Annotated in this window: 20 protein-coding genes; 8 read left to right on the top strand and 12 right to left on the bottom strand. The window is 69.1% G+C overall.

All coding sequences use genetic code 11. From position 1 onward, the window contains the following. Positions 1-97: 97 nt before the first annotated feature. From AC1HIL_RS08540 to AC1HIL_RS08530, 3 genes are read right to left on the bottom strand one after another with little or no spacing between them, the layout of a single operon-like run. Entirely contained in the window at positions 98-946 is an 849-nt protein-coding gene (locus AC1HIL_RS08540) for a fumarylacetoacetate hydrolase family protein (protein WP_057590944.1), read from the bottom strand. Positions 947-993: 47 nt separating this feature from the next. Beyond that, the gene (locus AC1HIL_RS08535) at positions 994-1,746 is read right to left on the bottom strand and encodes an SDR family NAD(P)-dependent oxidoreductase (RefSeq protein WP_261215006.1); all 753 of its coding nucleotides are present in this window, start codon (positions 1,744-1,746) and stop codon (positions 994-996) included. Further along, on the bottom strand, positions 1,743-2,477 hold the full coding sequence (locus AC1HIL_RS08530) for an SDR family oxidoreductase (RefSeq protein ID WP_057590942.1): 735 nt from the start codon (positions 2,475-2,477) through the stop codon (positions 1,743-1,745). Before AC1HIL_RS08530 ends, AC1HIL_RS08535 begins: the two co-directional genes overlap by 4 nt. A gap of 119 nt (positions 2,478-2,596) precedes the next feature. On the opposite strand from AC1HIL_RS08530, the gene AC1HIL_RS08525 reads away from it, so the two are divergent. From AC1HIL_RS08525 to AC1HIL_RS08495, 7 genes are all read left to right on the top strand, one after another. Continuing rightward, on the top strand, positions 2,597-3,304 hold the full coding sequence (locus AC1HIL_RS08525) for a FadR/GntR family transcriptional regulator (protein ID WP_057590941.1): 708 nt from the start codon (positions 2,597-2,599) through the stop codon (positions 3,302-3,304). 55 nt (positions 3,305-3,359) lie between these two features. Then, on the top strand, positions 3,360-4,370 hold the full coding sequence (locus AC1HIL_RS08520) for a sialic acid TRAP transporter substrate-binding protein SiaP (protein ID WP_479671591.1): 1,011 nt from the start codon (positions 3,360-3,362) through the stop codon (positions 4,368-4,370). Between the two features lie 93 nt (positions 4,371-4,463). Beyond that, entirely contained in the window at positions 4,464-5,021 is a 558-nt protein-coding gene (locus AC1HIL_RS08515; protein ID WP_479671590.1) for a TRAP transporter small permease, read from the top strand. A 27-nt stretch (positions 5,022-5,048) separates the two neighbouring features. Then, on the top strand, positions 5,049-6,446 hold the full coding sequence (locus tag AC1HIL_RS08510; protein ID WP_261214998.1) for a TRAP transporter large permease: 1,398 nt from the start codon (positions 5,049-5,051) through the stop codon (positions 6,444-6,446). A 2-nt stretch (positions 6,447-6,448) separates the two neighbouring features. Then, positions 6,449-7,975 carry a UxaA family hydrolase gene (locus tag AC1HIL_RS08505; protein WP_479671589.1) on the top strand — a complete coding sequence of 509 codons (1,527 nt, stop codon included), beginning with the start codon at positions 6,449-6,451 and terminating at the stop codon, positions 7,973-7,975. Positions 7,976-7,988: 13 nt separating this feature from the next. Then, a complete protein-coding gene (locus tag AC1HIL_RS08500) occupies positions 7,989-8,921 on the top strand; it encodes an SMP-30/gluconolactonase/LRE family protein (protein ID WP_479671588.1) in 933 nt (310 codons plus the stop codon). Between the two features lie 3 nt (positions 8,922-8,924). Continuing rightward, entirely contained in the window at positions 8,925-9,986 is a 1,062-nt protein-coding gene (locus AC1HIL_RS08495; RefSeq protein ID WP_479671587.1) for a malate/lactate/ureidoglycolate dehydrogenase, read from the top strand. Between the two features lie 5 nt (positions 9,987-9,991). Here the strand turns inward: AC1HIL_RS08495 and AC1HIL_RS08490 are convergent, their stop codons facing one another. The 5 genes from AC1HIL_RS08490 to AC1HIL_RS08470 all read right to left on the bottom strand — a co-directional run bounded on the left by AC1HIL_RS08490 (position 9,992) and on the right by AC1HIL_RS08470 (position 16,086). Continuing rightward, positions 9,992-11,515 carry a catalase gene (locus AC1HIL_RS08490; protein WP_057590934.1) on the bottom strand — a complete coding sequence of 508 codons (1,524 nt, stop codon included), beginning with the start codon at positions 11,513-11,515 and terminating at the stop codon, positions 9,992-9,994. Between the two features lie 121 nt (positions 11,516-11,636). Beyond that, a complete protein-coding gene (gene slmA, locus AC1HIL_RS08485) occupies positions 11,637-12,284 on the bottom strand; it encodes a nucleoid occlusion factor SlmA (protein ID WP_093353943.1) in 648 nt (215 codons plus the stop codon). 103 nt (positions 12,285-12,387) lie between these two features. Beyond that, positions 12,388-14,022, bottom strand: coding sequence for a hypothetical protein (locus AC1HIL_RS08480; RefSeq protein ID WP_479671586.1), 1,635 nt, complete (start codon positions 14,020-14,022; stop codon positions 12,388-12,390). Between the two features lie 14 nt (positions 14,023-14,036). Next, entirely contained in the window at positions 14,037-14,930 is an 894-nt protein-coding gene (argB, locus tag AC1HIL_RS08475; RefSeq protein WP_057590931.1) for an acetylglutamate kinase, read from the bottom strand. Between the two features lie 58 nt (positions 14,931-14,988). Further along, positions 14,989-16,086: a glycosyltransferase family 4 protein gene (locus AC1HIL_RS08470; protein WP_057590930.1), complete on the bottom strand. Its 1,098-nt coding sequence runs from the start codon at positions 16,084-16,086 to the stop codon at positions 14,989-14,991. Between the two features lie 43 nt (positions 16,087-16,129). On the opposite strand from AC1HIL_RS08470, the gene AC1HIL_RS08465 reads away from it, so the two are divergent. Next, on the top strand, positions 16,130-16,888 hold the full coding sequence (locus AC1HIL_RS08465) for a glycosyltransferase family 2 protein (protein WP_479671585.1): 759 nt from the start codon (positions 16,130-16,132) through the stop codon (positions 16,886-16,888). A gap of 13 nt (positions 16,889-16,901) precedes the next feature. On the opposite strand, the gene AC1HIL_RS08460 is transcribed toward AC1HIL_RS08465, so the two are convergent. Genes AC1HIL_RS08460 through AC1HIL_RS08445 form a run of 4 tightly spaced genes read right to left on the bottom strand, consistent with a single transcriptional unit; the run spans position 16,902 to position 22,830 of the window. Then, entirely contained in the window at positions 16,902-17,945 is a 1,044-nt protein-coding gene (locus AC1HIL_RS08460) for a glycosyltransferase family 2 protein (protein WP_412179369.1), read from the bottom strand. Positions 17,946-17,963: 18 nt separating this feature from the next. Next, a complete protein-coding gene (locus tag AC1HIL_RS08455; RefSeq protein ID WP_479671584.1) occupies positions 17,964-18,992 on the bottom strand; it encodes a glycosyltransferase family 2 protein in 1,029 nt (342 codons plus the stop codon). Next, on the bottom strand, positions 18,989-20,890 hold the full coding sequence (locus tag AC1HIL_RS08450; RefSeq protein ID WP_479671583.1) for a glycosyltransferase family 2 protein: 1,902 nt from the start codon (positions 20,888-20,890) through the stop codon (positions 18,989-18,991). Before AC1HIL_RS08450 ends, AC1HIL_RS08455 begins: the two co-directional genes overlap by 4 nt. Further along, the gene (locus tag AC1HIL_RS08445) at positions 20,887-22,830 is read right to left on the bottom strand and encodes a glycosyltransferase family 2 protein (RefSeq protein WP_479671582.1); all 1,944 of its coding nucleotides are present in this window, start codon (positions 22,828-22,830) and stop codon (positions 20,887-20,889) included. The genes AC1HIL_RS08450 and AC1HIL_RS08445 overlap by 4 nt, the downstream gene beginning before the upstream one ends. Between the last annotated feature and the right edge of the window lie 125 nt (positions 22,831-22,955).

Here is a 22,955-nt window from a genome sequence, read left to right as displayed (position 1 = left end):
TTCTGTCAATGGGACATTTAAAGGCGCACGGAAACGAAAAACGGCCCCCGAAGGGGCCGTCGATGGCAGGAAACGAGAAGCTCGGCTGCCGCCGGACTCAGAGCTTGAAGGGCACCACTTCCTGGCGCTGCTCGCCCAGGCCCTCGATGCCGAGCGCCATCACGTCGCCCTTCTTGAGGAACAGCGGCGGCTTCATGCCCATGCCCACGCCAGGCGGGGTGCCGGTGGTGATCACGTCGCCGGGTTCCAGCGTCATGAACTGGCTCACGTAGCTCACGATCTTCGCCACGCTGAAGATCATGGTCTTGGTGCTGCCGGTCTGCACGCGCTGGCCGTTGAGGTCGAGCCACATCGCGAGCTTCTGCGGGTTCTCGACCTCGTCGCGCGTCACCAGCCAGGGGCCGATGGGGCCGAAGGTGTCGCAGCCCTTGCCCTTGTCCCAGGTGCCGCCGCGCTCGATCTGGAACTCGCGTTCGCTGACGTCGTTGATGACGCAGTAGCCGGCCACGTGATCGAGCGCGCTCTTCTGCGAGACGTAGCGCGCGCGCGTGCCGATGACCACGCCGAGCTCGACTTCCCAGTCGCTCTTGACCGAGCCCTTGGGCAGCATCACGGGATCGTTCGGACCCTGGATGCAGCTCGTGGCCTTCATGAAGACCACGGGTTCCTTGGGCACCGGCAGGCCGGACTCGGCCGCATGGTCGGCGTAGTTGAGGCCGATGGCGATGAACTTGCCGACGCGGGCCACGGGGCTGCCGTAGCGCGGCTTGCCCTTGACCAGCGGCAGCTTGTCGGTCTTGAGCTTGCGCAGCTTGGCGATGGCGGCATCGCCGAGCTGCTCGGGACCGATGTCCTTGACGACGGCGCTCAGGTCGCGCAGCTGGCCGTTGGCGTCGACGAGGCCCGGCTTCTCCTTGCCGGGGTTGCCGTAGCGGACGAGTTTCATGCTTGCTTTTCCTTGGGGTGGTTGGATGGTTCTGTGAGAAGGGGCGATCAGTAGGTCGAGCGGCCGCCCGAGAGGTCGAACACCGCGCCGGTCGAGAACGAGCAGTCGTCGGTGCACAGCCAGCCTACCAGCGCCGCGACCTCCTCGACGGTGCCGAAGCGGCCCTGCGGGATCTTCGACAGCATGAAGGCGATGTGGTCGGGCGTCATCTGGTCGAAGATCGCGGTCTTGACCGCGGCCGGCGTCACGCAGTTGACGCGGATGCCGGTGTCGGCGAGCTCCTTGCCGAGCGACTTGGTGAGGCCGATCACCGCGGCCTTGCTGGCGCTGTAGGCGCTGGCGTTGGGATTGCCGTCCTTGCCGGCCACCGAGGCGATGTTGACGATGCGGCCCTGCCCGCCCTGAGCGCGCATCTGCGCCACCACCTCGCGGCAGCACAGGAACACGCCGTTGACGTTGACCTCCATCACCTGGCGCCAGTCGTCCACCGGGTAGTCCCAGAGCTTGGCGTTGGGGCCGGTGATGCCGGCGCTGTTGACCAGCGCGTCGATGCGCGGCGCATGCGCGAGCGTGGCCGCCACCGCCTTGGCCACCGAGGGCTGCTGTGAGACGTCGACCTTCAGCGCGCGCGCCTTGCCCGGGCCCAGCGACTCGGCGGCGCGCGCGGCCGCGGCCTCGTCGCGGTCCCACAGCGTGACCGTGCCGCCCGAGGCGACCAGCCGCTGCGCGATGCCGAAGCCCAGCCCGGTCGCACCGCCGGTGACCACCGCGTGGCGGCCGGCGAAGTCGAGCTGGTTCATATGGTGATGCCGCCGTCGACGGTGAAGGCCTGGCCGGTCGCGAAGATGGATTCGTCGCTGGCGAGGAACACGACCACGGGCGCGATCTCCTCGGCGCGCGCGAGCCGGCCCATGGGCTGGCGCGCGACGAAGGCCTTGCGCGCGGCCTCGGGGTCGGCGTTGGCGTTGATGCGCTCGCCCAGCGAGGGCGTGTCGACCGTGCCGGGGCACACCGCATTGCAGCGGATGCCGCGCGTGACGTAGTCGGCCGCCACGCTCTTGGTGAGGCCCAGCACCGCGGCCTTGGTGGTGCCGTAGACGAAGCGGTTGGGCAGGCCCTTCATGCTCGAGCACACGCTCGCCATGTTGATGATGCTGCCGCGGCCCGCCGCGAGCATGCCGGGCAGCACGGCCTGGATGGTCCACATCTGGGCGCGCACGTTGAGCGCGAAGGCGAAGGCGAGGTCGTCGTCGCTGGCCTGCTCGATGGTGCCGTTGTGCACCACGCCCGCGCAGTTGAACAGCACGTCGAGCGGCGGCAGGGTCGATACCAGCGCGCCGATGGCGGCCTTGTCGAGCACGTCGAGCCTGGCGGCGGTGACGTTCGGCACGCCGGCGTAGCGCTCGAGCAGCTGCGCGTTGACGTCGGTGGCCCAGACCTGCGCGCCCTCGGCCGCGAGCGCGAGCACGCTCGCATGGCCGATGCCCTGGCCGGCCGCGGTGACGAGCGCGGTCTTTCCCTTCAATCTCATGGTGTCTCCGATTCGGGTTTGGCCCGATGGGTGGCACGGGCCGCGCATCGTATTCTGAATTGGCCTTACCACTTGTCCAATTCAGGACAACCCTTAAACCTGCTCACCTTCTCTTCTCCGTGCCCCTGCAGACCGTCGAACCCCAACGCCTCTATCGCCAGATCGCCGACCAGCTGCGTGCGCTGATCGGCCAGGGCGAGTTCGCCGTGGGCGCGCGCCTGCCGGCCGAGCGCGACCTGGCCAAGCAGCTCGGCGTGAGCCGTCCCTCGGTGCGCGAGGCGCTGATCGCGCTCGAGGTCGAGGGCTGGGTCGAGGTGCGCACCGGCTCGGGCGTATACGTGCTCGACCGCTCGCACCGCGCCAGCGCGCCGGTGGCGCCCACCGAGTGGGGACCGCTCGAGCTGATCCGCGCGCGCCGCGTGATCGAGGGCGAGACCGCGGCCATCGCGGCGCAGATGGGCAAGCGCAAGGACGTCGACGCGATGACGCGCGCCATCGAGGTCATGCGCGAACTGGCCGACCGCAAGGTGATGCCGCTCGAGGGCGACCGCGCCTTCCACCTCGCGATCGTCGGCGCCAGCGGCAATGCGGTGCTGATCGAGACGGTGCAGAACTTCTGGGACTCGCGCAAGGGCCCGATCTTCACGCGCCTGGGCGGCTACTTCGAGACGGTGTCCTCGTGGCGCTCGGCCATCGCCGAGCACGAGGCGATCCGCGACGCGGTGGCCGCGCGCGACGCCGAGGCCGCGCGCGCCGCGATGCACGAGCACATGGACAAGTCCCACCAGCGATTCAGCGCGAGCTGGCGACGCGCGAAGCCTTCCTGACTTCTCGCCAGCGTTCCTTCTTCTTCCTGCCACGACGATAACGGAGACAAGCCACATGATCAGCAGCAGCGGAAACAGCAAACGCACCACCCTCAAGGCCCTCGCCGCCTGCGCCCTCGCGGCCGGCGCGCTCAGCGCGCCGGGCCTCGCCTCGGCCCAGACCAAGCTCAAGTGGGCCCACGTCTACGAGACCTCGGAGCCCTTTCACAAGTACTCGCTGTGGGCCGCCGAGGAGATCAAGAAGCGCACCAACGGCAAGTACGACATCCAGGTGTTCCCCGCCTCCAGCCTCGGCAAGGAAGCCGACATCAACCAGGGCCTGACGCTGGGCACGGTCGACATCATCCTGTCGGGCGCGAGCTTCGCGGGGCGGACCTACACGCCGCTCGCCATCTCCTACTTCCCGTTCATCTTCCGCGACGCCGAGCACCAGCTCAAGTATGCGAAGAGCGACGTGTTCAGGGAACTCGCCAAGGGCTACGACGACAAGAGCGGCAACCACATCACGGCGCTGAGCTACTACGGCGCGCGCCACGTCACCTCGAGCGCCGCGCGGCCGGTGAGCAAGCCCGAGGACATGAAGGGCCTGAAGATCCGCGTGCCCGACGCGCCGGCCTACCTCGCCTTCCCCAAGTCGCTGGGCGCGAACCCGACGCCGATCGCCTTCGCCGAGGTCTACCTCGCGCTGCAGAACGGCACGGTCGACGCGCAGGAGAACCCGTTGCCGACCATCGAGGCCAAGAAGTTCTACGAGGTGCAGAAGAACATCTCGCTGACCGGTCACATCGTCGACTCGCTGCTCACCATCTGCTCAGGCCAGCTCTGGGGCCGGCTGTCGGCCGACGAGAAGAAGATCTTCAGCGAGGTGATGGAGGAAGCGGCCGAGCGCACGGGCCGCGAGATCATCGCCTCGGAGGCGCGGCTGGTCGACGAGTTCAAGAAGAAGGGCAACAACGTGATCACGGTCGACAAGAACGTGTTCCGCGAGGCCGTGCTCAAGGCCACCAAGCCCACCGACAACGGCTACCGCCAGCAGGACTACGACCGCATCCTGGCGATCAAGTAGGCCCGCCCTTCCCTTCCGCTTCGCGCGGCCGGCCTCCTTTCGCGCGCGAGGAGGGCCGTGCCGCGAGCGCCGACCACCCACGAGGAGATCGTTTTGAGCGACGAGAAAATCATCGACGAAGAAGGCCACTTCCATGCGCAGGACGAGGTCGTGGACCTTTCCGACACCATCGCCGAGGGCTGGATCTCCCTCGCGCTGTTCTGGCTGCTCGGGCTCACCGTGTTCTACCAGTTCGTCACGCGCTACGTGATGAACGACTCGGCCGCCTGGACCGAGGAGGTCGCGCGCTACATGCTGATCGGCGTGGTGTTCATCGGCGCGGCGATCGGCGTGGCCAAGAACAATCAGATCCAGGTCGACTTCTTCTACCGCTACCTGCGCGGCGCGCCCGGGCTGTGGCTGTCGCGGCTGGTCGACCTGCTGCGCGTGGCCTTCTTCGTCGCGGCCATCGTGATGACGGTGCAGATGATGATGAAGATCGGCAACCAGACGCGCATGACCATCGTCGATGCGCCGATGAACATCGTCTACGGCCTGTGCCTGGCCGGCTTCGCCGCGATGGCCTGGCGCTCGCTGCAGGTGCTGCGCATCCACTGGCGGCGCGGCTACAGCGTGCTCGAGCGTCCCGAATCCACCCTCGCCGACCGCTGAGGCCACGGCAGACCCGGTTCCCACACCATGCTGAAAATCATCTTCCTCGTCTTCATGGCCGGCGGCATCCCGGTGGCCATCGCCATGGCCGGCGCCTCGCTGGTCTACATCCTGGTGAGCGACAGCACGCTGCCGCCCTTCGTGGTGATCCACCGGATGGTCGGCGGCATCGACAGCTTTCCGCTGCTGGCGGTGCCCTTCTTCATCCTCGCCGGCAACCTGATGAACAACGCCGGCATCACCACGCGCATCTACAACTTCGCGCTCGCGCTGGTGGGCTGGCTCAAGGGCGGCCTGGGCCACGTGAACGTGCTGGGCTCGGTGATCTTCGCGGGCATGAGCGGCACGGCCATCGCCGACGCGGCCGGCCTGGGCACCATCGAGATCAAGGCCATGAAGGAGCACGGCTACTCCACCGAGTTCGCGGTGGGCGTGACCGCCGCCTCGGCCACGCTCGGGCCGATCATCCCGCCGAGCCTGCCCTTCGTGATCTACGGGATGATGGCCAACGTCTCGGTGGGCGCGCTGTTCCTCGCGGGCATCCTGCCGGGCATCCTGCTGGCGATCCTGATGATGCTGACGGTGGCCTACTACGCGCACAAGAACAAGTGGGGCGCGGACATCAAGTTCTCGAGCACCCGGCTGTTCAAGGCCCTGGTGGAGCTGGCCGTGGTGATCGGCTGGCCGCTGCTGCTGTGGGTGGTGGTGGCGAAGTTCGACGCGCCGGCGCAGCTCTCGGTGTTCGTCGGGCTGGCCTCGCTGTTCGTGCTCGACAAGCTCTTCCGCTTCGAGGCGCTGCTGCCGATCATGACGCCGGTGCTGCTGATCGGCGGCATGACGACCGGCCTGTTCACGCCCACCGAGGGCGCGATCGCGGCCTGCGTGTGGGCGATGATCCTGGGCTTCGCCTGGTACCGCACGCTGTCGTGGAAGATGTTCGTCAAGGTCTGCCTCGACACCATCGAGACCACGAGCACGGTGCTGTTCATCGTGGCGGCCGCCTCGATCTTCGGCTGGATGCTGACGGCCACCGGCGTCACCACCGACATCGCCAGCTGGGTGCTGGGATTCACCAAGGAGGCCTGGGTCTTCCTGCTGCTCGCCAACCTGCTGATGCTGTTCGTGGGATGCTTCCTGGAGCCGACCGCCGCGATCACCATCCTGGTCCCGATCCTGCTGCCCATCGCCACCCAGCTGGGCATCGACCCGATCCACTTCGGGCTCGTGATGGTGCTCAACCTGATGATCGGCCTGCTGCACCCGCCGATGGGCATGGTGCTGTTCGTGCTGGCACGCGTGGCCGGCCTGAGCTTCGAGCGCACGACCATGGCCATCCTGCCCTGGCTGGTGCCGCTGCTGCTGAGCCTGGGCCTGATCACCTACATGCCCAAGCTCGTGCTGTGGCTGCCGAAGATGTTCTACTGACGATGAATCCCTACATAAGACTCCATCCCGCCGACGACGTCGTCATCGCGCGCTCGCAACTGCTCGGCGGCACCGTCGTCGAGGAGGTCAAGGTCCACGGCCTGATACCGCCGGGCCACAAGGTCGCGATGCGCGCCATCGCGGCCGGCGAACCGGTGCGCCGCTACAACCAGATCATCGGCTTCGCGAGCAAGGCGATAGCGCCCGGCGAGCACGTGCACGTGCACAACCTCGACATGGGCCCTGACAAGGGCGACTTCGCGCGCGACTACGCCTTCGGCGCCGACGTGAAGCCCGCGCCCGCGAAGCGCGAGGCGACCTTCATGGGCATCAGGCGTGCCGACGGCCGCGTGGCCACGCGCAACTACATCGGCGTGCTGACCAGCGTGAACTGCTCGGCCACGGCCGCGCGCGCGATCGCCGACCACTTCTCGCGCAAGACCAACCCGGCGGCGCTCGCGGCCTATCCCAACGTTGACGGCGTGATCGCGCTGACGCACGGCACCGGCTGTGGCATGGACACGCAGGGCACGGGCATGCAGATCCTCGAGCGCACGCTGACCGGCTATGCCACGCATGCCAACTTCGCGGCCGTGCTGGTGGTGGGCCTGGGCTGCGAGGCCAACCAGATCAACGCCTGGCTCGCGACCGGCAACCTCGCCGAGGGCGAGAACCTGCGCGTCTTCAACATCCAGGACACGGGCGGCACGCGCAAGACGGTCGACAAGGGCGTGGCGCTGATCGAGGAGATGCTGCCGCGCGCCAATGCCGTGACGCGCGAACCCTGCAGCGCGGCCCACATCACGATCGGGCTGCAGTGCGGCGGCTCCGACGGCTATTCGGGCATCAGCGCCAACCCCGCGCTGGGCGTGGCGGTCGACCTGCTGGTGGCGCACGGCGGCACCGCGATCCTCAGCGAAACGCCCGAGGTCTACGGCGCCGAACACCTGCTGACGCGGCGCGCGGTGCGGCGCGAGGTGGGCCAGAAGCTGGTGGACCGCATCAAGTGGTGGGAGCACTACACGGCCATCAACGAGGGCGAGATGAACAACAACCCCTCGCCGGGCAACAAGGCCGGCGGCCTCACCACCATCCTCGAGAAGTCGCTGGGCGCGGTGGCCAAGGGCGGCACCAGCAACCTCGAGGCGGTCTACGAATACGCCGAGCCGGTGACGGCGCACGGCTTCGTCTACATGGACACGCCGGGCTACGACCCGGTCAGCGCCACGGGCCAGGTGGCCGGCGGCGCCAACCTGATCTGCTTCACCACCGGCCGCGGCTCGGCCTACGGCTGCGCGCCCTCGCCTTCGCTCAAGCTCGCGACCAACTCGGCGCTGTGGAAGCGGCAGGAGGAAGACATGGACATCAACTGCGGCGAGATCGTCGACGGCACGGCCTCGATCCAGGAGATGGGCCAGCGCATCTTCGAGCTGGTGCTGGCCACGGCCTCGGGCACGCCCTCGAAGAGCGAGCAGCACGGCTACGGGCAGAACGAGTTCGTGCCCTGGCAGGTCGGCGCGGTGATGTAGGAGCACGCGGCCGATGACGACACTCCCCTTCGGTGCACTGGAAGGCACCGGCTTCGAGGCGCTGGACCCGCGCTTCACGGGCCTGGTGCCCAAGCCCGAGCGGCTCGAGCGGCTGTGGACCGGCGGGCGCTGGTGCGAGGGCCCGGCCTGGTTCGGCGCGCTGCGCACGCTGGTGTGGTCCGACATTCCGAACGACCGCATGCTGCGCTGGGACGAGCGCAACGGCCAGGCCGCGGTGCTGCGCGAACCCGCGAACAACACCAACGGCAACACCGTCGACCGCCAGGGCCGGCTCGTGAGCTGCGAGCACCTGGCGCGCCGCGTGGTGCGCACCGAGCACGACGGCTCGATCACCGTGCTGGCCTCGCACTGGCAGGGCCGGCGGCTGAACTCGCCGAACGACGTGGTGGTGCATTCGGACGGCGGCGTGTGGTTCACCGACCCGAGCTACGGCATCCTGTCGGACTACGAGGGCCTGCGCGCCGACAGCGAGATCGGGGCCTGCCATGTCTATCGCATCGACCCGGCCAGCGGCGCGGTCGAGCGCGTGGCCGACGATTTCGTGAAGCCCAACGGGCTGGCCTTCTCGCCCGATGAGCACATGCTCTACATCGCCGACACCGGTGCGAGCCATGACCCCAACGGGCCGCGGCACATCCGCCGTTTCTTCGTCAACCCCGACAACAAGAGCCTGCGCGGCGGCGAGGTGTTCGCCGAATGCAGCGCGGGCCTGTTCGACGGCTTCCGGCTCGACACCGAGGGCCGGATCTGGACCAGCGCCGCCGACGGCGTGCATGTCTACCACCCCGACGGCACGCTGCTGGGCAAGCTGCTCGTGCCCGAGCGCGTGGCCAACGTCTGCTTCGGCGGGCCCAAGCGCAACCGCCTGTTCGTCTGCGCCACCACCTCGCTCTACGCCATCACCGTGAACGCCAAAGGAATCTGAACCATGCCGAGAACACTGCAGGCCGACAGCCTGCAATCCACCGTCGCGAGCATCCTGCGCGCCGCGGGCAGCCAGCAGGCCGAGGCCGAACAGGTCGCGGCCAACCTCGTGATCGCCAACCTCAGCGGCCACGACTCGCACGGCGTGGGCATGCTGCCGCGCTACATCGACGCCGTGGCCGAAGGCGGCCTGCATCCCAATGCGGCGGTGCGCATCAACCTCGACATCGGCACGATGCTCTCGCTCGATGGCCAGCACGGCTACGGGCAGGTGGTGGGCGTGCAGGCGATGGAGCTCGGCATCGAGCGCGCGCGCCGCCACGGCAGCTGCATCCTCACGCTCGCGCATGCGCACCACCTGGGCCGCATCGGCCACTTCGCCGAGATGGCGACCTCGCACGGGCTGGTGTCGATGCACTTCGTCAACGTGCTCTCGCGCCCGGTGGTCGCGCCCTGGGGCGGCGGCGACGGGCGCTTCGGCACCAACCCCTGCTGCATCGGCATACCGCTCGCGGGCGCCGAGCCCTTCGTGCTCGACTACGCCACCAGCCGCGTGGCGCAGGGCAAGATGCGCGTGGCCCACAACAAGGGCGAGCGCGTGCCCCCGGGCTACCTCATCGACGAGAACGGCGCGCCCACCGACGACCCCGGCGTGGTGGTGGTGCCGCAGGGCAACGGCCTGTTCGGCGCGCTCATGACCTTCGGCGAGCACAAGGGCTACGGCATGGCGCTGGCCTGCGAGCTGCTGGGCGGCGCGCTGACCGGCGGCGGCACCTGGCACCGGCCGGCCGACACCAGCCGCAGCGTGCTCAACGGCATGCTCACCGTGCTGATCGATCCCGAGCGCCTGGGCACCCAGGCCAGCTTCGACCAGGAGTCACGCGAATTCGTCGAGTGGCTGCGCCGCAGCCCACCGGGCCAGGGCTTCGACGCGGTGCAGATCGCGGGCGAGCCCGAACGCAAGGCGCGCGCGGCGCGCCAGCGCGACGGGATCTGGGTCGACGATGCGACCTGGGGGGAGATTGTGGCGGCGGGCGCGAAGGTGGGGGTCGCGGTCGCCGCCTGAGATCGCTAGCTCTTGCTGGCGTCGTGCGCAGGCTTGCCGACCTGCACGCTGGTGTCGTCGCCCTTGATCCTGGCCTGCACGGCCCGGATCGCTTTCTCGAGCCGCGCGCCGTAGTCGGCATCGGCCTGGCGGAAGTAGCTCAGCGAACGGTCGATGATGTCCTGCCGCCGGACCGCGCCCAGTCCGCCCGCGATGTTGTTCACCAGGCGCTGCTTCGCGGCTTCGTCCATCAGGCGGTAGAGGTCGCCGGCCTGCACGAAATCGGTGTCCTCGGGGTGCTGCTGCCACTGGTGGCTGCCGGTCCAGCCGTGGATCTGCAGTGGCGCATACACCGGCTCGTTGCTCTGCTTCGGCGCATCGCTGAAGCTGTTGGGCTCGTAGTTCGGGCCGCGGCCGCCGTTGCCGTCGCCGCGCATCGCGCCATCGCGGCCGTAGTTCCGTGCCGTGGTCGCATGCGGCCGGTTCACGGGCAGCTGCGTGTGGTTGATGCCCAGGCGGTAGCGCTGCGTGTCGCCGTAGCTGAACAGGCGGCCCTGCAGCATCTTGTCGGGCGAGGGGCCGATGCCGGGCACGAAGTTGGCCGGGTTGAACGCGGCCTGCTCGATCTCGGCGAAGTAGTTGTCGGGGTTGCGGTTCAGCGTGAGGATGCCGATGTCGATCTTCGGATAGTCCTTGTGCGACCAGACCTTGGTCAGATCGAAGGGATTGAAGCGGTAGCTCTGCGCCTCGGCCACCGGCATGACCTGCACCTGCACGCGCCAGCTCGGGAACTCGCCGCGCTCGATCGAGTGCAGCAGGTCGAGGTGGTGGTGGTTCGGGTTCTCGCCGCCCACGCGCTGTGCTTCTTCCGCGACGAAGGTCTCGATGCCCTGGTTGGTCTTGAAGTGGTACTTGACCCAGAAGGCCTCGCCCTGCGCATTGACCCACTGGAAGGTGTGCGAGCCGAAGCCGTCCATGTGGCGGTAGCTCCTCGGAATGCCGCGGTCGCCGAACAGCCAGGTGAACTGGTGCGTGGCCTCGGGCGAGTGCGAGAAGAAGTCCCAGGCGTTGTCGGGCTCCTGCACGTGGCTGTAGGGGTCGCGCTTCTGCGAATGGATGAAGTCGGGGAACTTGAGCGGATCGCGGATGAAGAAGATCGGCGTGTTGTTGCCCACCAGGTCGTAGTTGCCTTCCTCGGTGTAGAACTTGAGCGCGAAGCCGCGCGGATCGCGCACCGTGTCGGCCGAGCCCAGTTCGAGCGCCACGGTCGAGAAGCGCGCCAGCACCTCGGTCTTCTTGCCGACCTGGCCGAGGAATTTCGCCTTGGTCCACTTCGTGACGTCGGCCGTCACCTCGAAGGTGCCGAAGGCACCCGAGCCGCGCGCATGCACCACGCGCTCGGGGATGCGCTCGCGGTCGAAGCGCGCGAGCTTCTCGATCAGGTGATGGTCCTGCATCAGCACGGGGCCGTTCACGCCCGCGGTCTGCGACTGCTGGTTGTTCTCGACGGGCGCGCCGTTCTCGGTGGTGAGCTTGCGGGATTCGGTCATTGGGCTTTTCCTATCGGTTGTGGGAGCCCGTTTATTTTCAACAATCGAATGACCAGTTTCGATTGCGATTGCCTATGCCGGCGATAAGTCGCGGCCGCTGTGCGGCCCTGTCCTCAGCGGTTCAGAGCACCAGCGCGAGCAGCGCGTCGAGGTGTTCGGAGGGTTCGCGGCGGAAGCCCGAGCGCGCGAAGCGCTGCAGGCGGCCGACCGCCAGCGAGGTCAGCGCCGACGCGCGCACCTGCGCATCGACGCTCGGCGTGGCCGAGCCTTCGGCGGCGCGGTCCTCGCGCAGCGCCTGGCGGATGCTGGCTTCGATCTTGTCGAAGAACTGGTTCATGCGCTGCTGCAGCCGCTCGTTCTCGTAGACCAGCGCATCGCCGACCATGACGCGCGTCATGCCTGGATTGCGCTCGGCGAACTGCACCAGCATCGCGATGATGCGGGCCGCCTGTTCCTTGCCCGTGGCCTCGCGCTCGAGGATCTGGTTGACCAGGGTGAACACGCTCTGCTCGATGAAGTCGATCAGGCCCTCGAACATCTGCGCCTTGCTCGCGAAGTGGCGGTAGAGCGCGGCCTCGCTGACCTCGAGGCGGGCGGCCAGCGCCGCGGTGGTCACGCGCTCGGCGCCGGGCTGCTCGAGCATCGCGGCCAGGGCCTGCAGGATCTGCACGCGCCGCTCGCCGGGCTTGGGACGCTTGCGCGCCGGGGCGGCCGGCGCGGTTTCGGCCTGGGTCTCTGCACCGGGGACGACTGTCTCTTCGTTTTGCATGGGAGGCGCGTGCGGAAGATGTAAACAATTGATTCTCGCACAGCAGTGAGCGCATCCTCCGGTGCGCCCGGAGGCCCCGAAAGGCGGACATCGATCCCAGGGCTCAGCCCGGCGCCGCACCCTCGCGCACCAGCGGGCACAGCTTCAGCTCGCCCGACACCCGGCTGCTGAACTTCTGGCAGTGCTCGCGCGGCAGCGAGAAGCCCAGTTCGCCCAGCACCTCGGGCCAGTGCAATTCGTCGTCGATCAGCATGATGAACACCGGTCCTTGGTGCGCGCGCAGCCGCGCCGTCCATTGCGTCCAGAGCCCGTAGCCGCGCGCGCTCACGAGCTCGCCAGTCACGCCGAGGAAACGCGTGCCGGGATTGGCCCGCTCGATGAACGGCATCGCATAGGCCTGCGGCGGCGCCCACGCCAGCACCAGGCTGTGCGGCGGCAAATTGACATTGGCCAACTCGGCCGTCGGCGGCGCATGCTCGAGGCGGCCCCATTCGGGGTAGCGCGTGACCGCGGCGGAGACGACGCCCGCGCCAACCAGCAGCAGCACCATGCCCGTTCCCGATGCCGGACGGCCCGTGGCGCGGGCCAACGGGACGGCGACGGCGACCAGCAGCAGCACGCCGAGCAGCGCTTCCACCGGCACCAGGTAGCGCAGGATGGAGAAGAGCCCCATCCAGACCAGGAAGGCGCTGCCGCAGAAGATCAGCAGGAAGCGCAGGCGAGCGGTCAGCAGGACCCGGGGTCGCACGGCATCCGCGCGACCCCGCAGGCGCGTGGCGAGCAGGCCGAGGCCCGCGAGGATCAAGGCACCATAGGCGACCGCGAAGCGCGGATCCTTGAATGCGACGTCGGCCACCGTCAGTGTCGAGTCGTCCATCCAGTGGAACGGGTAGAACAGCACTTCCAGCGTCGTCTCGGGCATGAAGCGCATCTCGCGGGCGCTGACCGGCGGCACCATGCCGGAGCGGAAGAACGACTCGAAGAACGGAAAGACCGGATTGCCGGTCTGCCGATAGAGAAAGAGCCCCCACCAGCCATAGGTGAGCGCGAAGCCCGCCGACCAGGCCGCGGAAAAGGCGACGCCGCGGACCAGCCCGGCGCGCCAGCCGCGCCGGGCCCAGAACAACCCCAGCACGGCTGCCGGCGCATAGACAGCGGCCGTCAGCTTGGCGCCCGCCGCGAGCCCGAACAACAGCCCGCCGAGCAGGACGAAGCCGAGGCCGCGCCCGCGGGCATCGGCCTCGCCGGACAGCGCGCGCAACAGGCACATCACGCCCAGCAGCACCAGCGCGGCGACCTGGATCTCGTTGAAGGTGGTGCCGAGCTGGCTCACTGTCGCGGCGCCCGACAGGCCGAAGATGGCGGCGCAAAAGGCCAGCAGCAGCGGACGCGGCGAACGCAGCGGCAGATCCTGTACCGCGGAACGGGCAATGGACGCGGTCGCGAACGCCAGCAGGCCGAAGGGCAGCCCCATCAGGAAGGCCACGACCCGCGGGCGGTCCACGAGATGGATGAACGCTGCGTGGTAGTAGGGAATGTCCAGCAGCGGATTGAAATAGGTCTGGATGCCAGCCGCGTACATGTCCAGCCCCCAACGGCCGGTGAGCAGCGCCCAGGCGTTGTAGAGGTGGTAGTTGCGCAGGTCCCAGTTGGCATCCTGCCCGAGCGCCACCGACAGGGCACCGCCCAGCAACAGGCACGCCAGCAGCAGGCCGGCGCGCCGGAACACGTTCGTCATCGACACGCGCGGCTTCAGCGCGCGCGGATCATCGTGCCGTAGGCCTGGTCGGTCAGGATTTCGAGCAGCATCGCGTGCGGCACGCGGCCGTCGATGATGTGCACGGCATTGACGCCGCTCTTGGCCGCGTCGAGCGCGCCCTCGATCTTCGGCAGCATGCCGCCCGAGATCGTGCCGTCGGCGAACAGGTCGTCGATCTCGCGCGCGCTCAGGTTGGTGAGCAGCTTGCCGTCCTTGTCGAGCACGCCGGGCGTGTTGGTCAAGAGCATCAGCTTCTCGGCCTTGAGCACGGTGGCCAGCTTGCCGGCCACCACGTCGGCGTTGATGTTGTAGCTCTCGTTCTCCTCGCCGAAGCCGATCGGGCTCACGACGGGGATGAAGGCATCGTCCTGCAGCGCCTTGACCACGCTCGGGTCGATCGAGACGATGTCGCCGACCTGGCCCACGTCGTGCTGCACGTTGGGATCGGCGCGGTCGGCCAGCTTGAGCTTCTGCGCGCGGATCAGGCCGCCGTCGCGACCGGTCAGGCCCACGGCCTTGCCGCCGGCCTGGTTGATCAGGCCCACGATGTCCTGCTGCACCTCGCCGGCCAGCACCCATTCGACGACTTCCATGGTCTCGGCGTCGGTCACGCGCATGCCCTGGATGAAGCTGCCCTTCTTGCCCAGGCGGTTGAGCGCGGCCTCGATCTGCGGGCCGCCGCCGTGCACCACCACCGGGTTCATGCCGACCAGCTTGAGCAGCACCACGTCCTCGGCGAAGTCGGCCTGCAGCGCCGGGTCGGTCATGGCGTTGCCGCCGTACTTGATGACGATGGTCTTGCCGTGGAACTTGCGAATGTACGGCAGCGCCTGGGCCAGGATCTCGGCCTTGTCGCGCGGGGGAATGTTGAGGACGGGGTCGGTCATGGGCGGTCAGGCTCCGGGACGGTGGACGATGGGACGGGATTCTCGCAAAGACGAACGGTCAGGGCCGCAGCCAGCGCGGCACCTTGAAGCGCACGATCATGAGGTAGGCGCCGACGTAGGTCGTGACGAACAGAAGACAGAAGAACATCAGCACCAGGGTGTTGTTCCAGAACAGCACCGCCGGCACCACCGACATCGCGGCGAAGATCCACAGGTAGGGCGAGGTGCGGTTGTTGCGCGCGAGCAGCTGGCGCGCCTCGTCGTCGGCGAAGGCCACGCGCACGATGCGGCGGAAGATCAGCTGGTGGAAGTGCAGCGCGTCGGCCGTGCCCGGCGACTGGCCGCGCGCGAGCTTGCGGTAGATGGAGAACAGGGTCTCCCACACCGGGTAGATCAAGAGCAGCATCGGGAACCAGGGCGAGACCACGCGGTGGCGCTGCACCAGTGTCACGCAGGCCACGGCGATCACCATGCCCCAGACGTAGGCGCCGCCGTCGCCCGCGAAGATCTTGCCGCGCGGATAGTTCCAGATCAGGAAGCCGAAGGTCGCGCCGACCAGGCAGACCATCATGGCCGCGAGCTGGCGGTCGCCGAGCTGCAGTGCCACGTGCGAGATCGCGAGGCAGACCAGCACCGCCACCGTGCCCGCGAGGCCGTTGTAGCCGTCGATGATGTTGAAGGCATGCGGCAGGCCGCCGATCGCGAGCGCGGCGAACAGCACCGAGGCATAGGGCACGGCCGCGAGCCAGCCGTCGACCAGCGGGATGCCGGTGCGCGCGAGGCTCAGGCCATGCACCCAGCACACGAGCAGCGCCGCGCCCAGGGTGAGCATCAGCCGCCAGCGCACCTGCACGCGCTGCGTGACGTCCTCGACGATGCCGCCGAGCACGGCCGGCAGGATGCAGACCAGCATCAGCATCGAGGCCGACACGGGCCACGAGACGTTGAACGGATCGGTGCCGGTGATGCCGGCCGCGAGCCAGGCCACGCCCATGCCGAGGATGATGCCCGCGCCCCCCAGCCGCGGCACATGGCCCTTGTGGAAGCGCTGCGGCATGTCGGCGCCGTACAGCCGCGCATGGCGGCGCGCGCGGCGCATGAAGATCTGGACCGCGAAGGCGGAGACGAAGAAGCTGATGACGATCAGGGCAATCATGGGTGGTAGCGGGGCCCCTAGAATCCCCGGGCGAAATTAGACCATGGCCATCCCCGCTACGACCTCCCCCGCCGTCACGATTTCGATCGTGAGCCACGGGCAGCTCGAACTCGTGCGCCCCCTGCTCGACCAGATCGACCGCTTCAGCCGCGAACAGGTGGCCAAGGTGGTGCTGACGCTGAACATCCCCGAGTCCGACGCGCCGCTGGCCGGCGCCGCCTGGGGCTTCGCGCTCGAACGCATCGAGAACGCGCAGCCCAAGGGCTTCGGCGCCAACCACAACCAGGCCTTCGAGCGCTGCGCCACGCCATGGTTCCTGGTGCTCAACCCCGATATCCGTTTCGATGCCGATGTGCTGGCGCCGTTGATCGCCCTGGCCGCGCCCGACGCGGGGCTGCTCACGCCGCGCATCATGGAGCCCGGCAAGCGCGAGCCCGAGCAGCACCGCGACATCCTGACGCCGCTGGAGATCCTCACGCGCAAGAAGCCCGGCTATGCACGCCCCACGGTTCCGGCCTGGGTGCCGGGCCTGTTCATGCTGTTCCGCGCCGAGGCCTATGCCGCCGTGCGCGGTTTCGACGAGCGCTTCTTCATGTACGGCGAGGACTTCGACATCTGCGCGCGGGTGCAGCTGGCTGGCTGGCGGCTGCAGGTCGGCGAGCAGCTGCGCGCGCGGCACGACGCGCAGCGCGCGAGCCACCGCAGCGGCAAGTACCTCTACTGGCATGTCACCAGCCTGCTGAAGATCTGGGCTTCGAGCGCGTTCTGGCGCTATCGCCGACTGCGCCGCCAGGCGGCCTGATCGGCCCCGCCCCTCAGCCCAGCAATCGGCGCAACGAGCGCACCCCGGGCAGCCGCGTCAGCTTGCCGATGGCGCGGATCAGCCCCGGCGGGCTGTGCTCGGCCATGAAGACGGTGGCGCGCAGCTCGAGCTTCTTGCGGCCGCTGACCGCCGGGCTCGCATAGACGATCGCCGCGTATTCGGCGAGCACCGCGCTCATCTCGGCGCGGTTCGGGTCGTTGGCCTTCACCGCCTCGATCACGTGGTCCATGAAGAAGCGGCCGAAGCGCGGCATCAGGCAGTCGCGCAGCACGTAGCGGTTGCGCCGGGGTTCGTCGGGGAACATGCCGACCAGCTTCTTGAAGTACTTGAAGCGGCTGCGGATCATGCGCATGTCGAACGAGGTGCTGCCGGTGTGGATGCACCAGACCGTGACCACCTTGTCGATGAAGTGGTTCGTGAAGCCCTTGCGGAAGATGCGCAGGAACAGGTCGTCGTCCTCGAAGCCCATGAACTGGGTGTCGAAGCCGCCCACCGCGTCGAAGGCCTTGCGCGTCACGATCGCGGCCGAGGGCAGCACGAAGATGTCGTGGCGCAGCATCTCGAAGATGTTGGTCTTCGGGTGATGCAGCGTGTGGTCCTTGACCATCGCCGCGCGGATGATGTTGCCCTCGCCATCGGCCTCGGCCAGGTCGGCGTAGACGAAGCCCAGGCGCGGGTCGTCGGCCGGGATGCCCTTGACCAGAATCTCGATGTGATTCGACAGGTAGAAGTCGTCCTGGTCGAGGAAGCAGATGTACTCGGCCGTCGAGGCCGCCACGCCGGCGTTGCGCGCCGAGCCCTGGCCGCCGTTCTCCTTGTCGAGGATGCGGAACGGGAAGCGCGCGGCCAGCGCGTCGAGGCTGGCACGCTCCTCGGGACGCGAGCCGTCGTTGACCACGATGACCTCGCTGGCCGGCATCGACTGCGCGAACACGCTCGCCACCGAGCGCTCGATGAAGGCCGAGCCGTTGTAGAACGGGATCACGACCACCACGGTCGGCGGCGCGGAGGCGGGGGTCTGGGGGATGTGGCTCACGGAGGGCTCGGGAATGGATCAGACGGATTCGAACAGATCGCGCACCACGCCGCGAAAACCGCGGCCGAAGCGGTCGTAGCGACCGGTCCGGGCCTCGCGCAGGATCGGCAGCACGCGCGCCCAGCGCGAGGCCGGCAGCTGCGTGCGGAAGCGCTGGTGCACGATCTTGCCGCGCAGCTTGTCGAGGGTGTCGGCGGTCACCGGGCGGCCCGCGCGCGCCACCTGCTCGAGGCGCTCGAGCAGCAGCTCGGCCTTGCGCGCGCGCTCGACGTGGGTGGTGCCGCGCGAGGCCAGGGCCTTGCGCACCTTCTCCATGAAGGTGTCGCGCCGCGCGCCGATCTGGTTGCCGCCATGTTGGCGGTAGTCGATCAGTTGCGCCTCGACGGTGTCGATGCGCGCGAAGGCCGAGGCCACCGTGGCGATCCACTCGTCGTGCACCCATTCGACCGGGAACGGCAGCACCGCGTCGAGCAGCTCGCGATGGAACACCGTGGTCGCGCCGGTGACGATGTTGCGGCGCAGGAGCACGTCGAAGGCCTGGCCCGCATGCATGCGCTCGAGCTCGCTGGCCGTGACCTCGATCGCATGGAACAGCGTGCCACCCAGCGGCGCGCCCTGGGCGTCGACGAGGCGCGCGTCCGAGTGCAGCAGCCGCAGCTCGGGCCGGCGCTCGAACTCGGCCACCAGCCGCTCGAGCCGCTCGGGCACCCAGGCATCGTCCTGGTCCGACAGCGCGATCAGCGTGCCGCCGCAGGCGCGCACCGCCTGCTCGAAGTTCTTGACCACGCGCAGGCCGACGGGATTGACGATGACGCGCAGCGCGATCGCGAGGCCGGGCCGCTCGCGCAGGCATTCCTCGACAGTGGCGCGGGCCACCTCGACGCAGGCATCGCGCGAGGCGTCGTCGGACAGCACGATCTCCATCGGCGGCCGGGTCTGCAGGCAGATGCTGCGGACCTGCTCGCGCACGAAGCGCTCGCCGTTGTAGGTGCACAGGGCGACCGAGACGGTCAGTGCCCCGGCGGAAGAAGCCGCCACCTCGCTCATGGCGCCAGCCCCTTCGGCGCGCGCGGCGGCCAGGCATAGCTGAAGTCCTCGATCGCGAGGCTCAGGTTCGGGTTGTAGGCCGGGTCGTTGAACAGCAACTCGCCCCAGCGCTGCTTCATGTAGCCCTCCTCGCCGAGGAAGCGCTGGATCTGCGCCTCCGACAGGTCCGAGGGCCGCGTGGCCGACTCGTGGTGGTAGAGCTCGGCATGGGGCGTCCAGACGTTGCGGTAGCCGGCTTCGCGCAGCCGCAGGCAGAAGTCGACGTCGTTGTAGGCGACCTTGAGGTTCTTCTCGTCGAGCCCGCCCACCTGTTCGTAGAGCGCGCGCCGCACGATCAGGCAGGCGGCCGTCACGGCCGAGAAGCCCTGCAGCAGCGCCGCGCGCCCGAAGTAGCCGGCGTCGCCCTGGCCGAGCCGGCGGTGCGCATGGTCGGCCACGCCGCCGCGGTAGCCCAGCACCACGCCCGCATGCTGCAGCGTGTTCTCGGGATACCACAGCCGCGCGCCCACGGCGCCCACGCCGGGCTGCAGCGCGATCGAGACCATCTCGCCGAGCCAGTCGGGCGAGATCACCTCGATGTCGTTGTTGATCAGGCCGAAGACCTCGCCCCTGGCGACCGCCGCGGCCTGGTTGTTGAGCGCCGAGTAGTTGAAGGGGCTGTCGTCGCGCAGCACGCGCACGCCCGCGCGCGCCGAGATCTCCTCGAAGTAGCGCAGCGCCTCGGGGTCGTCCGAGCCGTTGTCGATCAGGATGATCTCGTAGCGCGGGTAGAGGGTCTTCTCGAGGATGCTCTCGATGCACTGGCGCACCAGCTTCAGGCCGTTGCGCGTGGGAATGAACAGCGACACCAGCGGCAGCTCGGCCGGCAGCGCATGGCGCACGCGGAAGCCGGCGCCCGCGCGCTCGGCCGTGGCCTCGATGCCGCCGCGCGCCAGGTGCGCCTGCAGCGCGCGCTCGCCGCCCTCGGGCGCGTACTCGGCCGGGTCCATCGCATGCACCGCCTCTTCGGAAGCCACATGGCGGTGGTACAGCGCCTTCGGCACATGGACGATGCGCGCCGCATCGAGGCGTTCGGCCGCGCGCAGCACCAGGTCGTAGCGCGCCGCGTCGCCGAAGCGCTCGTCGAGCCGCCCCACCTCGCGCAGCAGCGGCGCCGCGAAGAAGGCCAGCCGCGAGACGAAGTCCTGCGAGCGCAGCAGGTCGAGGTTCCAGTCGGGCTTGAAGTACGGCGCCGAGCGCTGCCCGTCGGCCGCGATCCGGTCCTCGTCGGTGTAGATCAGCGCGGCCTCGGGATGGGCCACGGCGGCCTCGGCCACGCGCCACAGCGCATCGGCGGCCAGCGCATCGCGCGCATCGCAGGCGGCGAGCCAGCCGTCGGCACCGGGGTCGGCGGCGTTGAAGGCCTGCGCGAGCGTCGCCTCGGCGAACTCGATGCGCGGCTCGGCCGCGGCCAGCCGGCCGGCCAGCACCTTGACCTCCTGCGCCGTGCCCGGGCCGGCCGCGAGCACCAGCCGCCAGTGCGCGAAGACCTGGTCGCGCACCGAAGCCACGGCGCGCTCCGCCTGCTGCGCATCGGCGCCATCGAGCGCCATCACCAGCACGAAGCCTGGCCGGCGCGGCCAGCCGCCGGCCTGCGCCTCGAGCGCCTGGCGCTGCGCCGGCGCGAGCGGCGCGTCGTGGCGCTTGACCCATTCGCGGTACTGGAAGCGGTCGGGCCGAGAGGCATCGGCCATCAGCGGCGGGCCGTCGTTGCGCAGCAGCACACCGACCGAGCGCACCACGCCGCGCAGGCCCGATTGGCGCAGGATCTTCACGGCGCGGCGCGCGGTGCCGCCGAGGCCACCGCCCTTGTAGAGAGCGTTCGGGATGAAGCTCAAGGCACGCAGGAGGCGATTCATGGCCGCACCTCCGGCACGGGCCTCGGCGGCCAGGCCAGCGCGAAGTCTTCCGAGGCCAGGCTCAGGTTCGGGTTGTAGGCGGGATCTCGGTCGAGCACGGCGGCCCAGCGGGTCTTCATGTGGTTCTCTTCTCGCGCCGCGCGCTCGCGCTGGGCCGGATCCAGGTCGCGCGGCCGGGTGGCCGATTCATGGTGGTAGAGCTCCGCATGCGGCGTCCAGACGTTGCGGTAGCCGGCCTCGCGCAGGCGCAGGCAGAAGTCGATGTCGTTGTACGAGATCTTGAGGTGGTCGGCATCGAGCCCGCCCACCTGCCGGTAGACGGCCTTGCGCACCACCAGGCAGGCCGCGGTCACGGCCTCGAAGGACTGGATCAGCTGCGCGCGGTTGAAGTAGCCGCCCTCCGCGCGCGGCAGGTGCTTGTGGGCATGGCCGGCGATGCCGCCGATGCCCAGCACCACGCCCGCGTGCTGCACCGTGCCGTCGGGGTAGAGCAGCTTCGCGCCCACCGCGCCGACGTCGGGCTGCAGCGCGAGCGCCACCATCTCCTCGAGCCAGTCGGGGGTGATGACCTCGATGTCGTTGTTGATCAGCGCCACCAGTTCGCCCCGGGCCTGTGCCACCGCGGCGTTGTTGAGCGCCGCGTAGTCGAACGGCCCGTCGTCGCGCAGCACCTGGAAGCCCGGCTGCTCGCGCAGCTCGGCGAAGTAGCGCAGCGCCTCGGGATCGGTGGAGCCGTTGTCGACCAGCAGGATCTCGTAGTCGGGGTAGGTCGAGAGCGCCACGATGCTCTCGATGCACTGACGCACCAGGCCCAGCGCATCGCGCGTGGGGATCACCAGCGACACCTTCGGCCAGCGCGCGGGTGACGCCAGCCGGGTGCGGTAGCCATGCGACGTGCTTTCGGTGCGCGCGGCCAGGCCGATGCGCTCGAAATGCTCGTCGAGGGCCCGTTCGCCCGCGATCTCGGCATAGGGCTTGGCGCCGGCCGACTGGGCCGTGCTCTCGGCATGCGCGCGCCAGTGGTAGAGCACGTGCGGGATGTGCCGCACCTGCCGCAGCGGGTCGATGCGCTCGATGCAGCGCAGCGCGAGGTCGTAGTCCTGCGCGCCCTCGAAGCCCTTGCGGAAGCCGCCGACCTCGAGCACCAGCGCGCGCTGGTAGACCCCGAGGTGCGAGAACATGTTCTGCGAGCGGAACAGCTCGGGGTTCCAGTCGGGCTTGAAATAGGGGTTGTAGCGCCGGCCGGCGGCGTCGATCTTGTCCTCGTCCGAATAGACCATGCGCGCCTCGGGATGGGCGCGCAGCTCGTGCGCGACGCGCAGCAGCGCATCGGGCGCGAGCAGGTCGTCGTGGTCCATCAGCGCCACCCAGTCGCCACCGGCCAGCGCCAGCGCGCTGTTCGAGGCTTCGGAGATGTGGCCGTTGACCGGCCGGCGGACCCAGCGGATGCGGCTGTCCTCGGCGGCCGCGGCCTCGAGGAGGGCCGCCACCTGCGGATCGGTCGAGGCATCGTCGGCGATGCAGAGCTCCCAGCGGTCGTAGGTCTGCGCGCGCACCGAGGCAATGGCTTCGCGCAGCCAGGCCGGCTGGGGGTTGTAGGTGGGCATCAGCACCGAGATCAGCGGGCGTTCGGACCAGCCCTGCGTCTCGGCCGCGAGTGCCGCCAGCGGCCCCGCCTGCAGCGCCGCCGACCGCGCGATCCATTCCGCGTAGTTGCCGCCCGCGATGCCCGCCGGCAGCGGCGGCCCGCCGCGCAGGCGCTGCACCACCCGGCTGGCCCAGCGCACCGGGGCCGTGAGCCGCCAGCTGGTCGAGCGCTCCATGGCGGCCACCTGCTGCTCGAGCGCATGCACCCGGGCCTGCAATTGGGCCTTGGTCAGCTCGGCGGGGCGTGCGGGTCGGCGTCTCCCTGTGGATGCGGCGGGCAGCGTGGGCCTCATAAAATACGGTCGATCATTCCGAAAACTCGCGCCGAGGCCATGGCCGCGCGAAGAAAAGGCCGGTGGTGCGCACTTTCAGCGCGGGGCGTCGCAACGAACGCCTGCTCACGGCTCGCCCCGGCAGG

Source organism: Variovorax sp. ISS6 (genome assembly GCF_056523145.1).
Note: the sequence above shows the minus strand (reverse complement) of the source record. Positions and strands in the feature narration are given on the sequence as shown.

Coding starts and splice junctions, on each gene's coding strand:
- AC1HIL_RS08540 (WP_057590944.1), bottom strand. CDS start 946: ATGAAACTCGTCCGCTACGGCAACCCCGGCAAGGAGAAGCCGGGCCTC.
- AC1HIL_RS08535 (WP_261215006.1), bottom strand. CDS start 1,746: ATGAACCAGCTCGACTTCGCCGGCCGCCACGCGGTGGTCACCGGCGGT.
- AC1HIL_RS08530 (WP_057590942.1), bottom strand. CDS start 2,477: ATGAGATTGAAGGGAAAGACCGCGCTCGTCACCGCGGCCGGCCAGGGC.
- AC1HIL_RS08520 (WP_479671591.1), top strand. CDS start 3,360: ATGATCAGCAGCAGCGGAAACAGCAAACGCACCACCCTCAAGGCCCTC.
- AC1HIL_RS08510 (WP_261214998.1), top strand. CDS start 5,049: ATGCTGAAAATCATCTTCCTCGTCTTCATGGCCGGCGGCATCCCGGTG.
- AC1HIL_RS08505 (WP_479671589.1), top strand. CDS start 6,449: ATGAATCCCTACATAAGACTCCATCCCGCCGACGACGTCGTCATCGCG.
- AC1HIL_RS08500 (WP_479671588.1), top strand. CDS start 7,989: ATGACGACACTCCCCTTCGGTGCACTGGAAGGCACCGGCTTCGAGGCG.
- AC1HIL_RS08495 (WP_479671587.1), top strand. CDS start 8,925: ATGCCGAGAACACTGCAGGCCGACAGCCTGCAATCCACCGTCGCGAGC.
- AC1HIL_RS08490 (WP_057590934.1), bottom strand. CDS start 11,515: ATGACCGAATCCCGCAAGCTCACCACCGAGAACGGCGCGCCCGTCGAG.
- slmA (WP_093353943.1), bottom strand. CDS start 12,284: ATGCAAAACGAAGAGACAGTCGTCCCCGGTGCAGAGACCCAGGCCGAA.
- AC1HIL_RS08480 (WP_479671586.1), bottom strand. CDS start 14,022: ATGACGAACGTGTTCCGGCGCGCCGGCCTGCTGCTGGCGTGCCTGTTG.
- argB (WP_057590931.1), bottom strand. CDS start 14,930: ATGACCGACCCCGTCCTCAACATTCCCCCGCGCGACAAGGCCGAGATC.
- AC1HIL_RS08470 (WP_057590930.1), bottom strand. CDS start 16,086: ATGATTGCCCTGATCGTCATCAGCTTCTTCGTCTCCGCCTTCGCGGTC.
- AC1HIL_RS08465 (WP_479671585.1), top strand. CDS start 16,130: ATGGCCATCCCCGCTACGACCTCCCCCGCCGTCACGATTTCGATCGTG.
- AC1HIL_RS08455 (WP_479671584.1), bottom strand. CDS start 18,992: ATGAGCGAGGTGGCGGCTTCTTCCGCCGGGGCACTGACCGTCTCGGTC.
- AC1HIL_RS08450 (WP_479671583.1), bottom strand. CDS start 20,890: ATGAATCGCCTCCTGCGTGCCTTGAGCTTCATCCCGAACGCTCTCTAC.
- AC1HIL_RS08445 (WP_479671582.1), bottom strand. CDS start 22,830: ATGAGGCCCACGCTGCCCGCCGCATCCACAGGGAGACGCCGACCCGCA.